General features: G+C 37.7%; 14 protein-coding genes. All 14 read right to left on the bottom strand.

Annotated features, from left to right (window positions below; genetic code table 11):
• Positions 1 to 124: 124 nt before the first annotated feature.
• Positions 125 to 697, bottom strand: coding sequence for a biosynthetic peptidoglycan transglycosylase (locus BTHG_RS01410; RefSeq protein ID WP_010281164.1), 573 nt, complete (start codon positions 695 to 697; stop codon positions 125 to 127).
• A gap of 522 nt (positions 698 to 1,219) precedes the next feature.
• A complete protein-coding gene (locus BTHG_RS26595) occupies positions 1,220 to 1,516 on the bottom strand; it encodes a hypothetical protein (protein ID WP_148361128.1) in 297 nt (98 codons plus the stop codon).
• Between the two features lie 702 nt (positions 1,517 to 2,218).
• Complete coding sequence (locus tag BTHG_RS24000) at positions 2,219 to 2,878, bottom strand: HAD family hydrolase (protein WP_010281162.1); 660 nt, start codon at positions 2,876 to 2,878, stop codon at positions 2,219 to 2,221.
• Between the two features lie 126 nt (positions 2,879 to 3,004).
• Positions 3,005 to 3,751, bottom strand: coding sequence for a GntR family transcriptional regulator (locus BTHG_RS01390; RefSeq protein WP_010281160.1), 747 nt, complete (start codon positions 3,749 to 3,751; stop codon positions 3,005 to 3,007).
• 236 nt (positions 3,752 to 3,987) lie between these two features.
• Positions 3,988 to 4,806: a PfkB family carbohydrate kinase gene (locus BTHG_RS01385; RefSeq protein WP_010281159.1), complete on the bottom strand. Its 819-nt coding sequence runs from the start codon at positions 4,804 to 4,806 to the stop codon at positions 3,988 to 3,990.
• 17 nt (positions 4,807 to 4,823) lie between these two features.
• Positions 4,824 to 5,678: a carbohydrate ABC transporter permease gene (locus tag BTHG_RS01380; protein WP_010281158.1), complete on the bottom strand. Its 855-nt coding sequence runs from the start codon at positions 5,676 to 5,678 to the stop codon at positions 4,824 to 4,826.
• A 1-nt stretch (position 5,679) separates the two neighbouring features.
• Positions 5,680 to 6,564, bottom strand: coding sequence for a carbohydrate ABC transporter permease (locus BTHG_RS01375; protein WP_010281157.1), 885 nt, complete (start codon positions 6,562 to 6,564; stop codon positions 5,680 to 5,682).
• Positions 6,565 to 6,671: 107 nt separating this feature from the next.
• A complete protein-coding gene (locus tag BTHG_RS01365; RefSeq protein ID WP_010281156.1) occupies positions 6,672 to 7,949 on the bottom strand; it encodes an ABC transporter substrate-binding protein in 1,278 nt (425 codons plus the stop codon).
• Between the two features lie 205 nt (positions 7,950 to 8,154).
• The gene (locus BTHG_RS01360; RefSeq protein WP_010281153.1) at positions 8,155 to 9,129 is read right to left on the bottom strand and encodes an SIS domain-containing protein; all 975 of its coding nucleotides are present in this window, start codon (positions 9,127 to 9,129) and stop codon (positions 8,155 to 8,157) included.
• A 292-nt stretch (positions 9,130 to 9,421) separates the two neighbouring features.
• Positions 9,422 to 10,435: an SIS domain-containing protein gene (locus tag BTHG_RS01355; RefSeq protein ID WP_010281151.1), complete on the bottom strand. Its 1,014-nt coding sequence runs from the start codon at positions 10,433 to 10,435 to the stop codon at positions 9,422 to 9,424.
• A gap of 11 nt (positions 10,436 to 10,446) precedes the next feature.
• Positions 10,447 to 11,460, bottom strand: a complete 1,014-nt coding sequence (locus BTHG_RS01350) for an SIS domain-containing protein (RefSeq protein ID WP_026021643.1) — start codon at positions 11,458 to 11,460, stop codon at positions 10,447 to 10,449.
• 221 nt (positions 11,461 to 11,681) lie between these two features.
• Complete coding sequence (locus tag BTHG_RS23995; protein ID WP_083849028.1) at positions 11,682 to 12,434, bottom strand: TIM barrel protein; 753 nt, start codon at positions 12,432 to 12,434, stop codon at positions 11,682 to 11,684.
• 210 nt (positions 12,435 to 12,644) lie between these two features.
• Positions 12,645 to 13,472: a carbohydrate ABC transporter permease gene (locus BTHG_RS01340; RefSeq protein ID WP_010281145.1), complete on the bottom strand. Its 828-nt coding sequence runs from the start codon at positions 13,470 to 13,472 to the stop codon at positions 12,645 to 12,647.
• An 8-nt stretch (positions 13,473 to 13,480) separates the two neighbouring features.
• On the bottom strand, positions 13,481 to 14,365 hold the full coding sequence (locus BTHG_RS01335) for a carbohydrate ABC transporter permease (protein WP_010281142.1): 885 nt from the start codon (positions 14,363 to 14,365) through the stop codon (positions 13,481 to 13,483).
• Positions 14,366 to 14,414 lie beyond the last annotated feature (49 nt).

Raw genomic sequence — 14,414 nt, 5'->3', positions numbered from 1 at the left:
ATATTGATTTATTTCGTTATCAAGAACAAAATTCAAAGGAATATTACATATTTTATTATAAAAATATGTAATGTCCTGTCTTCTCAATATTCATGCATTTTTTTGAATAAGCTAGCTAGAAATCCTATTCAGCTCGATACTCAGTTAATGCTTCAATCACTTCCGACTGTCTTTGTTTCGCCATGTCAAAGTTCGAGCTATAAACACTAGGCGCTTGGGGCAAACCAGCCAAGAACGTAGCCTCTTCATAATTGAGTTCAGCCGGTAATTTACCAAAATAATTATCACTTGCGTCCTTAATTCCGTAATTTCCGTCACCATAATAAATGACATTAACGTATAGTTCTAAAATATCATCTTTGCTATAGACCCTTTCAAGGTCAAAGGCGACAAAAAGTTCAGCTGCTTTTCGAATCAGATTTTTGTCATTGCTAAAATATAAATTCTTTCCAACTTGTTGTGTTAATGTGCTGCCACCTTGTGTAAGCTCTCTTGCTTTTAAGTTGACAAAAGTTGCCCTGACAAGCGATCTAAAATCAAAAGCTCCATGCTCATAAAAGCGATGATCCTCTATGGCAACAATGGCTTCCGAAAAATCAGGGGTGATTTCCTCTAGAGGAACAAAATTTTCCTCATTCCTTATAGAATCAACTTTTTCGGTAATAGGAATCTCTGAAACAACTTCTTTATATTTCAAATACCCTAACCCTCCAATCAATGAACCTACAAGGAGAGTAATCATCAATACAAATTTTAGTAGATATTTTATTAATCTGAACATACTTTTACCTCTAATCTGTTTTTAAACTTATTTGCTCGTTTAATTCTGTTGCTGCCCGCTTTCCGTCAACAAGCACTTCAACAATCGTAATCAATAATTTGTAAAGTTTACTCATTTCCCCATTTCTCCTTAATTTTTAACAATTTCATAATTCAATTGTAAAAAATAAAGGGATCTAGAACCATCGAGCTTACTTACCGCGCCTTACATTTTTGTAAGAGTCATTCCTTTTGCTCAATAAAAGGTAATTTCGGGCAATCATTTTTTGATCTCTAATATTTACGATTTTCCTCTATAAAAGTTTCGTTTTTTGGTCCTTTTGATGCATGTATGATGCTAAACAAAGGTTGTAACTAACTCCTCTTCTTCTAAAAGTAAAGAAGAAAAGTGTCAGGTATCCTATTTTGGCCCTGACACTTCACCTCAAGATTATTGTATTTAGTTGTTTTCTATTTTAAGGTACTTATATTCACCTTTTGTTAACCTTGCCACGTGACTTATGCTGCATCCGAATGCACCGGCTATGACTTCTAACGTTATTCCCTTTATTCTCATATTCTTCATATCTTTTACATCTTGTTCTGAGAATTTGCTTCTTAGTGTTTTACCACTACCAGTAAGAATGATATTTCTTCTTGATGTGTTTTCACTTTTTGTTATCCAACAGCAATTATCCGGTTCATAATCCAAATCTTTGTCTATTCTTTCAATAGTTAGTGTGTCATTATACCCCATACTTGTTGCCCACTTTTCAAACGTCAAATAATCATTCCATTCAAGGCACACTTTGATGCCGCGTCCCCCATAATTCGAATAACCACTAGCATTAGGATTACTACATCTCTGTCTGATGTTTTTCCAAATAATATAAAGCCGGTTATTATTTGATTTCCCATGAACAGTATTTCTTTCAGTTACGATTCTTGAAACTTTTTCACTTCTCAGACACCCGCAATTTTTAGAATACCCATTTTTTATTGCCGTGAGCGTTTTTATCTTTAAAGTATTACACCTTGTGCACTGAACGATAACTTGTTTATGTTTTGATTTAGCAGGCGGTACGTTATCTGATATTATCAACCAATCATAAAATTTTTTTGCAAGAATCCAACCTCAATTTCCGTGGTTTTCCTACTATCATGCCGCTAATCACAAACACTATTCTATTATCCTTAGTTGAATTATTAGTAATGATCAATGCTCACTAAAAAAGCCAGCGTCTTTTGACGCTGACCCGTAGTGTATTTAGGCAGGAATGTAAGTCTAATCAGAATTCAAGAAACGACTAATCCCCATACGAAACTTCCAGTGGCTTGTACAATTACACCTGTTGCTGCTGGAGTGATGATCTCAGCGAAGTTACCGATAAAGGTTTGAATTCCAGCAACCGTTCCAATTGCATTCGAAGGTTCCCAAGTTCATTTACCCTCCGCCAGCTTAAATCAAGGCCTTGATAATCGGGATTGCTTTCTCCATATCTGGTAATGTGAAATATGCTTTTTTGTTCATTTCTGTTGTGGGTTCGATTAAATCAGGAATTAATATACAGCGGATATTGGCTGCGTGGGCAGCCAATAGGCCATTTAAGGAGTCCTCGAGAACAATGGCTGCCGTTGGGTTTTCCCCTACCCTCCGGCAAGCCTCTATAAATATATCAGGATGGGGTTTGCCATTTTCGACTTCACTTCCGCTGATAAAAAAGTCAAACCTAGATTCAAAGCCGACTCTCTTTAAATAATCCGCAATCGTACTCCGAGAACTAGAGGATGCGATACATTTTTTTATCTTTTGTTCCTCCAACCAGTTCAATAACTGTTCTGCACCCGGCTTAAGTGAAACACCTTCAGTTTCTAAAATTTCTCCAAATCTGATCCGATATTCTTCAATAACACTCTCAATCTCTAGTTTCCCATCATATATTGTATCTAAAACAGAACGAGACATACTTCCATGCAGACCAATTAATTGCCGATAGTTTGAGATGGGAAACGATAATCCCCTGCCTTCCACAGCCTTTTTCATGGCAAGGTAAGATGGCCATTCTGTATCAAATAATAGCCCATCCATATCGAATATGACTAATTTGAGTCGCTCCATCCTTACTCTCCTCTCCAAAGTGGGCAAGTGGGACATATCTCTTAACCCACGATACATTTACTCGGACAAAATGTCCGTCTGAATCACTAAGACCCGGGCAATGTACCTGTTACCATGTACGTAAAATTAATCAACACTTATGTCGATGTAGAAGTTGACTCGGTTTGCGAGAAGGTAGTATTTAGAAAAGTGAACGGGTTCATCGTTTTCACCATGAATGATTTTGGTGACTTGGACTAATGGGTCTATTCGTGTTATGCCAATTAGGTTGCAAAGTTCGGGCGTTGGCATGATGATTTCAATATTTTTCTGTACCCGTTTGAATTCGATACCATAATCATTATGAATGAGTTGAAAGGTCGAAATATTATCCTTTAGTTTTTCAGAAATACCATTATAGATGTCATTAGGCAGATAAGCATAATCAAGACTGAACACACCGTTATCATCTTCCACTATCCGCACTAATTCAACGACTTCAAATTCTTTGTCTCGCTTGAAAACTTCCATCAATTGTCGATCTGCAGTGATGAGTTTGTTTGAAACAATCTTTTTGGAAAAATTGTTTTTTTCCTGTGTTGAAAGTCCTTCTGTAAACCCTTTCAAATTTAATATATGAAGGGAGTGCTTGATGTTTTTGACAAAGGTACCCTTTCCATGAAGGATTTCGATGACGCCCTCGTCTTCAAGTTCTTTTAAAGCCCTACGAATGGTAATTCTACTTGTATCAAATATTGTACATAGTTCTTGTTCGTTTGGTAATTTCTGACCTGGCTTAATGTCTCCATTAGCTATCATATCCTTGATTCCAAGCATAACTTGTTCATATAATAGGAGACTACTCTCTGAACTAACGAATTTGTCATTTCTCATAAGCTACCTCTTTTACTATTTTCATACTATTAATATACAAAATTTTCCGCCATAGTTGCAAATGAATCCTATTTCGTAACACGCGATTAAAAACGCTCAACCCGGTCATTTTCATAGAGTTCTCAATTTCGTAGAAGCAATAATCCTTCTGTCTTTTGTCATCCCCACTCCTAAATTGTGGCTGCCTACGTTTATATTAATAAATATTAAATACTGGAAGGTCTACCGAACCTAAGCTACTCCAGCTTGTTTGGATAACCAAAACCTCCGTAGAATGTGCATGTGGTGCTTGCACTTTTTGCTGCATCGTACAGTGATTCCTCCATACTTTTCTCGTTATAAAAGGCCGTTAAGAAAGCTCCGATGAAACTGTCGCCTGCCCCCATTGTGTCGACTACCTCCGTCTCGAGTACCTCTTGTTCATAGCGCTTGCCATTGTGGACGAAAATAGCAGGTTTAGACCCTCTTGTGATACCTATTACTTTCAGGTTATATCCTTTAAGCTCTGCAAGAAGATTCTCGATTTCGTCATCAGATAAGCTAGCTCCTGAGAAGAATCCGATTGAAATATAGGGACAAACCTTTTGTAAATATTCCGAATCCCTATTCTCTGAAAAATCAAAGGATACATCAATTTGTTTTGACAATATAGGAAGTTCATCCTCAAGCCAAGAATAACAGCTTGTATGACAGACATCGAAGGTTTTAATATAATCATAATCTCCCTCAACAAGTCTTATTTTGACAAGATGTTGGACCGTATCCTTTGGGCTAAATACGAAAACTCGGTCGCCTTCTTCCGTTAGATTCACCCGTGGTTGTCCACTTTTTCCCTCAACGACTCTTGAGCGTTGGTAAGAAATCCCCTCTTTTGAAAGGACATCCTTCAAATGCTGGGCTTTATCATCTGTTGCAAATACTCCGATATAGCCAACTTCTTCAGCACCAGAGCGTTTGCAATTCACAGCAACATTCACTGCATTTCCACCCGGGTAGTATAGCCCCTGGTCTAAATAGCAATCTACTACATTATCACCAATTGCGATTACTTTCATCATCATTCACCTTTCCATTATCCTTTTACAGATCCTTCTGATAGACCTCTAACAAGATATTTTTGTAAGAAAATAAGCAATAAAACCATTGGAGCTGCTGACATGACCATACCCGCTAGTAGAACGCCCCAATCTGTTCGTAACGCATCACGGAAGTTCATCAATCCTGAAGGAATGGTTTTTAAGTCATTTGATTCAATAAAGATTGTAGCAAATAAGAACTCATTCCATGCATAATAGGAAGTCAATACAATGACCGTAATAATAATTGGAATGGACATTGGCAGATAGATTCTTCGATAAATTCCAAATTCGCTACAGCCATCAATAATTGCTGATTCTTCCAGCTCCCGCGGAATACTTAAGAAATATGCACGCAGTAGTAAAACCGACAATGGAAGTCGATAAGAAATATAAGTTAGGATCAATGCCCAGTGAGTATTAATTAAGTCTAAGCCACTTAAAATATTAAACAATGGAATTAAGGCAACTTCTGGGTTCATCATCATTCCACCGATGATAAAAATCAAGGCAAAGTCTATCAGCCTTGTACGATATCTCGCTAACACGAATGCTGCCATAGACCCGATCAGTACAACGGATATAACCGTTATTGACGTAACAAATAAACTATTTAAGAAATAACTTGAAATTCCCTTTGACCAAGCTGTTGAGTAGTTTTCAACGAGCCATGTACTTGGAAACCCCCATACATTGTTGTAGATTTCATTGTAGCTTTTCATCGATGAGACGACCATCCAGAAAAGTGGGTATAGGATAATGACAGCGTATACAATTAATCCGATCGTGATAAAAAATTCACTGAGACCGAATCGTTGGTATCGACGAGATGATTTTAGTAGTCTTCCCATATTAATCATCCTTTCCAGTACGAGACAATCTTATTTGAATGAGGGCAAGTATCGCCGTTATCATGAAAATAAAAATTGCAATAGTAGAAGCATATCCCATATTATCCTTGACAAAGCCTTGCTGATACATATGTACAGACATGGTCATCGAACTAAAGCCAGGCCCCCCGTTTGTTAAGATATATGGTTCGTTGAACACTAACATTGACCCTGTTACGGTAATCAATGTGTTAACAAAGATTGTCTCTCTCACTTGCGGTACGGTTATACTAAAAAACTTACGTATTTTACTCGCTCCATCAATGTCTGCTGCTTCGTAAAGTTCTTGAGGAATTTTCTGAATGGCTACGATAAATAACATCATAATAAAGCCAATACTCTGCCATTGTGACATAGCAATAACGGCATAAATTGCCGTACCCGAATTGCCCAGCCACGGTTTTGCCCATTCCTCTAAACCAATTAACTCTAGGAAACTATTTAAAATACCCATTTGCGGATTATAAATAAACCCAAAAAGTAAAGCAATAACTGAAATAGAAACCATAACAGGGATAAAATAGACAACTCTTAAAAATGGCGCTGCTTTTCGAAAAATCTTATCCTCAAGGATATAAGCTAATACTAGCGCGAATCCTACCTGTAAAACAACTGATATAATCATATATTTAAAGTTGTTACCAATTGCAGTAAGAACGACTTTATCACCCAATAGATTTTTAAAATTCTCAAAACCTACAAAAGTCTTCTTTTGTGAAAATACGGAAAAGTCGAAGAAGCTATTGTAGAAATTTTGTACAAGAGGAAGATATACAAATGTGGCAAGAAATACAATACTCGGTATTAAGAAGAGTATAGGGATCCATTTACTTCTTTTTCTTAACATACGCTTCACCCCTATCAATTAATTTGTTAAAAAAGGCTACTACTCTATGAAATGGAACTAAAGATTCAAGTACGAGTCCTGAATCTTTAGTTATCATTTACGGGTAGTTATTTTCCTAATTTAGCCGCTGCTTCCTGAACTTCCTTCATGATATCCTCAGGTGTTGCATCACCAGTTGCTAAGGTTTGACCACCTCTCATGAAGATATCTGCAATATTGATATTAACCGCATTATCAAACCACGGAGCAGTTGCACTTGCATTTAACACGATATCATAGGCTGCCATACTTGTTTCGGATGTATTTTCAGCATCAACAGAACCTTTAATTGCATTTAGTTGTCCATCAGCTTTCGTAAAATCGTATGCCGTTTCTTCAGAAGTTAAGAATTTCAAGAATTCCACTGCTTCTTTTGGAGCATTCTTACTTAACATCCACCCTTCAGGTGCACCTGTTAACGCTTTAGAGTCTCCTTTTCCACCTTCAATAGCAGGGAAATCAAAGAATCCAATGTCTGATAGGCCCATTTCTTCAACCATTTTGATTTCGGCAAATTGCATGTATACCATTGGGACTTCGCCATTCCCAAACATATTACGTGCTGCCTCGTGATCAATCGCGGTTGAAACGTCACCCATATAGGTTGTAAGTTCCTTGAAGATTTCTAACCCACGGATGTAACCAGGATCCGTAAATTCACCCGTACCGTCAACATAGTCAACAGCTGTTACAGCAGGGTCTAACACCCGTTGGAAAATGGTTCCTAAGTAGTGGGATATCGCCCAGCCATTCGTCAACCCTTCCACGAGTGGAGTTTCATAACCAGCCTCTTGAAGTGCATCTAATACTTCGATTAATTCGCTATAGGTTGTTGGTGCTTTTAAATTGTGTTCCTCAAATATTTTTGTATTGTAGAAAAAGGCTTTTCCATCAATTGTGAATGGAATACCATAGGTAACATCATCAAAAGTGAACCCTGAATACTGTGATTCGATAATTTTATCAGACCACTCAGTATCTTCCTTGATAATATCATCTAATGACATAATTCTTTCAGAAGAGACTAGATTTGCGGCGAACGAATCAGACCAAGAGGTGAAAATATCTGGAAGATCATCGTTCGAGACAAGAACTCTAATCTTTTCTTTATAAGAGTCATTGAGTACAGAGTCAACATTAATTTTTACATTTGGATGAGCCTCTTCAAACTCTTTAATTTTTTCATCATAAAAAGATTTACGTGGCTCGTTTGGCCATCTGTGGAAAAAATCGATCACTACTTTGTCGCCATCCTCTTCTTTCGTAGAAGATGAATCTGAGCATGCTACTAATACTGGAACAAGGATAAGCAATATCGCTAAAAACGACAGGAATTTTTTCATCATAATTCACTCCCCTTTGTTTTTTATCTATTCAGATAATTTATAAAACAGGAGTGAGTCCATTAGCTGCCTTTTCCAGTCATACCCTTAGAATTTCACCATGTATGACCCCCACTGTAATGTCTCACAAGGAACTTACTCCTATTAGTAATGATTGTATAACTCTTAAAAGTAAGAATCTATTACTCTACTTAACGTAAACTATGATTTAATATTCCATTTTCCACATATATCTTCGTACAGAAAGTGGATGACCTGTGTGTTCTGCTAAGCCATCAGCATATTGACGTAACACAGCACCTACAATAGCGGGTCCAAAATATTCAACGAGATCCTCATCAACACCTGTGAAGTCTAGTTCCGCAACATCAACCACTTCAACATTATTACTGAACTTTTTAGCAAATGTGATGGCTCTTTCATCTAATGGACGGTTAGCATCCTCCCCTTTAATAATAAGGAATGGTACATCGTAATCTGTAATTTCGAATGGGCCATGAAAGTATTCTCCTGAATGAATGGCATTGGAATGAATCCAGAGCATCTCCATTAGTAAGCAACTCGTGAATGAATAGGCTTGGTGATAATACACACCACTACCCATCGTATAAATAATTTTTTCTCTCTTATTTTCCTTGCCCCACTCAAATGCTCGATCAATGGTTTGTTGTTTATTCGTTTCGATTAATGTTTCAAGATTTTCTAACTGCTGTAAAACTCGCTCATATTTTTCATTTGGAGCAAGTGTATTTAAAAGATTAAATAGTAAGCTGAAATACATGCCAACTTCACCGTCAATCGCATTAGATCCATCTTTGTAGTTGTAGTGTATTATGAATTCTGACTCTTTACAAAGTGGGGATTCAACTTCCATCGAAATTGCAATCGTTAAAGCACCTTTTTCTCTTGCAAATCTTGCAGCTTCCACTGTTTCTGGTGTCGTACCAGAGTGAGAACGTAAAATGACAATACTGCCTTCACCTAATCCCTTAGGAGCACTGTGGACAAATTCATTTGATGTATAGACTCTAGTAGGTACATCAAGCTCACGATCTACAAAGTAATCTCCCGTACCTAATGAAGCCATTGACCCTCCGCAAGCGACAAAATACATATTCTTAACCTCGAGACCCTTGACAGCAGCTACCACATCAGAAATTTGTTTAACATGTTCTTGTTTCATTTCTTGCACCTCCATTTGATATAACATCATATGATGTATTAATTAAAATATAATGCATCCGTTTTCATATGTCAAACATTTTTAAGTTTTCTGTTTATTTTATTTTTGGAAGTATGTTCCAGAAATGAAGTGGAATGTGGGAGAACACTCCCATCTTTTCCCTAGGAGTGGCAGACATATCCTCTAGCTAAAAATAAACCTGCTAGTAGGATGACATAAAAAGACTCCCCCTATTGAAGACAGATTTGGTAATCTGCTTGCTTTAGGGAGAGTAATTTTCACCTACTAAGAGCTAAAACGGAACTTTCTTATAATACCGTCTTGTGGAGAGTGGATGGTTTCGTTCTTTCTCCAAATGGCAGCTTACTCTCTCAAGGAGCGTTGCCAGCACAATGGGAGATACGAGACTTCTAACTTCATCTGATATACCTTTGAGTTCATAATCTTTCGTGTCAAAGACGGTTAATTCCTTCGTATAATACTCTGCAAAGCGCTGTACTCTCTCGGTAAGCGGGCGAGAAAGACCTTCACCTTTTAACAGGATAATACTTGTATCCTCTTCTACCAATTCTAGCGTTCCATGAAAAAAGTCTGAGGCATGAACTGGTCGTGTTTTAATCCATTGCATTTCTTCTAGGATACACATGGCATAATAATAAGTTTCGCCCCAATCGACGCCAGTACCGGAAAGAATGTGATACGGTGTGTCTTTATGCTTTTTAGCGAAAGCTGATGCACGGTCTTCAGTGTCTTCTTTTACCTTTACTAAAGCGGTTGGAAGCTGTTTCAGTTCTTCTACAATTTGATGATAATTCGGTAGTTCATTACGTTTGTACATTAATCTGAATGCTAGAAGATAGGATTGTAGATAAAAAGATTCACAGGATGTATCATCTGCGGCAAAGTTGACAAACGTGTAATCGGTCATGGTAGCTAATGGTGTGTTGGCATGACCCACTAGGCTAATGGTTGTGGCTCCCTTATCTTTACAAAATGCTGCGGCCTCCACTGTTTCCTTTGTTGTACCAGATAAGGATGGTAATATAACTAATGATTTTTGACTTAAATGCTGATGATTCATCCTCATCAATTCTGAAGAAATTTCAGTAAAGACTGGTAAAGTTGAATTCGTTTTTAAGATATATTCTGCAGGAAACATTAAAATGGTTGCTCCACCTGTCCCAACGAAAAAGACATTTTCGATTCCTCTTTCAACAATCGTATCAATGGCCTCTTCAAAGTCATCCTGTAACGACAATGCACCGTTTTGAATGTTCAAAAATCTCTCAACATCAAAGTTATACATGTATACACCCCTTAATAATCCATTTTTCGATAGTATCTTCTAATGTCTAACGAATGGTCTCTTTCACGCTCCAGATATACACTAATTCGACCTGTTAAGGCCCAATTCACATTAACTGCTACATACTTTCGGAATTCTTCACTTATACCTGGTAGTTCATAGTCTTTTGTATCGAGTATCAAAAGCTCGTTTGTAATCTTTTTGGCAAAGCGTTCTACCCTTTCCGCTAACGGACGAGTTTCATCCTCTCCTTTAAAAATGATTACACTTGTGTCATCCTCTACAAGCTCAAGCGTACCATGGAAAAATTCTGCAGCATGAATCGATTTTGATTTTATCCATTGCATTTCTTCCAAGATACACATCGCATATGAATACGTATTTCCCCAAAGGTTTCCCGCTCCTACGAGCATATGATAGCCTGTATCTTTATGATGGGTCGCAAATTGCTCTGCTCTTGAATCAAATTTCTCCATTGCCTGAACCATTCCTTCTGGTAAGAAAGCCAACTCATTTGCAAACTGTTCATACTGAGGAAATTCATTTTGATTATGGATAAAACGAAACGTTAATAGCTGTAAATGAAGAAAGAATGTGTCAAACGAGTGTTTCTCATGACCTGTTGAAATACAATAGTCAACTGCATTGGCTAATGGTGTATCTGGTAGAGCAACTAATCCGATTGTCGTCGCACCTTTTTCCTTACAAAATTCTGCGGCAGCTACCGTTTCCTTCGTTGTACCTGTTACCGAAGCAAAGACACAAACAGAATCCTTTGACAGGTGTCGATTATTCATAACAAGTAGCTCTGCCGCGATTTCTGCATGAACTTCGATTGTGGAAGTAGACTTTAACATATATTCATATGGATACATCATGGCAATCGTACCGCCAGAGCCAATTAGGAAGATGTTTTTATACCCTTTGTCTGAAATCTCATCTACTATTCTTTCGATTTCTCCTCGTTTGGATAGTCCCTCTTCCCCTACAAATTTTAAAAATTGTTCTTTATCAAATTTCAACATACGTTTTCCTCCGTCTCTTTTATATAGTGAAAGCACATTCTCATTTCTACCAGCTACAGGTATGTCAGTGAGCGTATTACGTAGAATCACCACAACACTAAGGGATCTCCTTGCAAAAAAACATCCAATCCGTTTTGTACATCACGTAATAGATGATTCACCTCCTTATTTACTCATTTTTAACATTCATATCATTTTCTTTTTACATGGCAGAATAGCCCCTATTTCAGGTATGGTTCTAATGTTCGTAAAGATTGTTCAATCGCTGCATTTGGATTTTGTAAGTACATGGATGACGTAAATTCCAGCGTTAATGCACCTTCGTATTTATGGTCTGCTATTGTTGTTATCCATTTTTCTAATGGTAAATTTCCATCTCCCCAAGCTAAATGGCCAGTTGGAGTTCCATCAATAAAATGAATATGGACAAAATCATCCTGTAACTCAGTAAAATAATCCTCCAACTTCTCCCCTTCGACTGCTAATGGAATAGTGTCTACCATTCCTTTTAAATTAGAGGAACGAATTCCACTCAGCATCTCTTTTAAATCACTTAAAGTACAAATCAAATTCGATTCAACCTTTTGTAGTGGTTCAAGTGCTAATACAATTCCTTTTTCTTCTGCATAAGATGTGAGTCTCTCCAAAGAATTTTTGGCTCTAGCCAGCGCCTCATTTCTACTTTCATTGCGATAGCCCCAACCTGCTGTTACTAATACCGTCGGAGCATCTAATTCGATCGCAGCATCCACTGATTTTTTAAAATAGTTGATACTTCGTTCACGTATAGCTGTTTCCTTCGCAGCAAGATTGATTGGGTACATACATTGCTCCGGGGTAAAACAAATCACTTCTAATTCTCTTGTGTCTATTTCTTTTTTGATGTTGCGAATATCTGATAAACTCAAATCCTCCACATAACAATGTGGTGAAGCACCCCACAGCTCAATCTTTTGGAAGCGGTACTTGACCATGGCATCTAAAAAAATAGTGCAGCGGATAATGGAGATAATGAAAGTTCATTCCCGTAATTTGTGACATATTGATTTTTGTCATAACAACCCTCCTTCACATTTTCTATAATGTAGATTATTACTTCCTCATTTGGTATATACCATTTCAGACAACACTTTTTTGCCGTTTTTATAAAAGTTAGGAAAGGGAGTAAGGTTTACTCCCTTTTTTCATCCTTTGACCCCACCAGCCGAAATACCACGGACAAATTGCTTTTGGAAAAGGATGAACGCAATAATCATTGGCATCGCGGATATTGCGAGTCCTGCTAATTGGATTCCAAAATTCGTATTTAATTGACTTCGTAAATTCATAAGTCCTACCGGTATCGTTCGGAGACTAGAATCCTCTACGAAAACCAGAGCAAACATAAATTCATTCCAAACGAACATGCCTGTTAATAGAGCCGCAGATGCGATAATCGGCCGACCCATTGGAAGAATGATATGCCAGAATACCTTCCAGCTATTACAGCCATCAATGATCGCAGATTCCTCTAGTTCCCTAGGGATAGAAAGAAAATAAGATCTCATTAAGAAAATCGCAAACGGCAGTTGAAAGGCTACATATGGAAGAATTAAGGCACCATATGTATTATAGAGACCAATTGTTTGCAGTATTTTATAAAGTGGAAGTAAGCTTACCTGGGGAGCAAGCATTAACCCACTTAGTATGATGACAAGCAGGATATTTTGGCCCTTAAAGTGAAAACGACTTAGTCCATATGCAGCCATCGCCCCAATTAGTAGAATGAGTACTACCGAAACGACTGTTACAAACACACTATTAAAGAAAAAGTCTCCTACTCCTGCATCCCAGGCTGCCTTGTAGTTTTGCCAAAGCCATTCCTTTGGCAGTGTCCATGTATTTAGAAAGAAATCCCGATTTGACTTTAGACCGCTTAAGCCGAGCCAGATAAGCGGATAAATGATTACCAGCGAAAATATCCCAAACCACACGAATACGACGAGTTGAAAGATTCGATTTTTAATCGTCATTGTCGTTATTACACCTCCTTACCTGTTTTCCCAATTTTCATTTGTATCAGTGATAAGGTTAACGTAATAACGAATATGACGGTTCCAATTGTAGAAGCATAACCCATCTCGTCATTTCGGAACGCAGATCTGTATAACATCGTTCCCAGCACTTCGGTTGATCGACCTGGTCCTCCAAACGTCATGACGTATACTTCATCAAACACCTTAAATGCGCCAATGACAGTAATAACACTCCCAACAAGAATCATTTCTTTTATTTGAGGTAGTGTGATATGAAGAAAGGTTTTTATCTTAGAGGCACCGTCAATCATGGCTGCCTCATAATACTCATAAGGAATTTTTTGCATCGCAATCAAGAACAGCATGGTTATATACCCTGTATATTGCCATTGCGAGACTGCAACTACTGCGTATATCGCAGTTTTACTATCTCCTAACCAAGAATGTGTCCATTCTGAAAGACCTATGGACTCTAGGGCGCCGTTCACTAGACCAATCTCTGGATTGTACAGAAGCTGCCACAACAATCCAACCACTGCTATCGAAATAACAGACGGAATAAAAAAGACAGTTCGAAAAAACGGTTGGAATCTTCGAATCAATTTATCTTCTAAAATAGCAGCAATAATGATACCAAGGCCTACCTGAAAGATGAGCGAAATAATCGCATACAACGCATTATTTTTTAAGGCAGTGTAAAAAACAGGGTCTTTAAAAAGTCTGATATAGTATTCAAAACCGACAAACGTCCTCCCAGCATCAAACGAATTCCACCTAAATAAACTATTATAAAGATTAAGTACAATTGGCAGGAAAACCATACATACAACTATGAGAAAAGACGGCAAGATGTAAAGGAGTGCGGTTCGACTACTTCTATAATTTTTCATCACGTCCCCTCCAGGAGGGGGTAAACATTATTTTCATATGTTTACCCTT

It is taken from the genome of Bacillus timonensis (assembly GCF_000285535.1).
Taxonomy (GTDB): domain Bacteria; phylum Bacillota; class Bacilli; order Bacillales; family Bacillaceae_L; genus Ferdinandcohnia; species Ferdinandcohnia timonensis.
Note: the sequence above shows the minus strand (reverse complement) of the source record. Positions and strands in the feature narration are given on the sequence as shown.

Coding starts and splice junctions, on each gene's coding strand:
- BTHG_RS26595 (WP_148361128.1), bottom strand. CDS start 1,516: ATGGGGTATAATGACACACTAACTATTGAAAGAATAGACAAAGATTTG.
- BTHG_RS24000 (WP_010281162.1), bottom strand. CDS start 2,878: ATGGAGCGACTCAAATTAGTCATATTCGATATGGATGGGCTATTATTT.
- BTHG_RS01390 (WP_010281160.1), bottom strand. CDS start 3,751: ATGAGAAATGACAAATTCGTTAGTTCAGAGAGTAGTCTCCTATTATAT.
- BTHG_RS01385 (WP_010281159.1), bottom strand. CDS start 4,806: ATGAAAGTAATCGCAATTGGTGATAATGTAGTAGATTGCTATTTAGAC.
- BTHG_RS01380 (WP_010281158.1), bottom strand. CDS start 5,678: ATGGGAAGACTACTAAAATCATCTCGTCGATACCAACGATTCGGTCTC.
- BTHG_RS01375 (WP_010281157.1), bottom strand. CDS start 6,564: ATGTTAAGAAAAAGAAGTAAATGGATCCCTATACTCTTCTTAATACCG.
- BTHG_RS01365 (WP_010281156.1), bottom strand. CDS start 7,949: ATGATGAAAAAATTCCTGTCGTTTTTAGCGATATTGCTTATCCTTGTT.
- BTHG_RS01360 (WP_010281153.1), bottom strand. CDS start 9,129: ATGAAACAAGAACATGTTAAACAAATTTCTGATGTGGTAGCTGCTGTC.
- BTHG_RS01355 (WP_010281151.1), bottom strand. CDS start 10,435: ATGTATAACTTTGATGTTGAGAGATTTTTGAACATTCAAAACGGTGCA.
- BTHG_RS01350 (WP_026021643.1), bottom strand. CDS start 11,460: ATGTTGAAATTTGATAAAGAACAATTTTTAAAATTTGTAGGGGAAGAG.
- BTHG_RS23995 (WP_083849028.1), bottom strand. CDS start 12,434: ATGGTCAAGTACCGCTTCCAAAAGATTGAGCTGTGGGGTGCTTCACCA.
- BTHG_RS01340 (WP_010281145.1), bottom strand. CDS start 13,472: ATGACGATTAAAAATCGAATCTTTCAACTCGTCGTATTCGTGTGGTTT.
- BTHG_RS01335 (WP_010281142.1), bottom strand. CDS start 14,365: ATGAAAAATTATAGAAGTAGTCGAACCGCACTCCTTTACATCTTGCCG.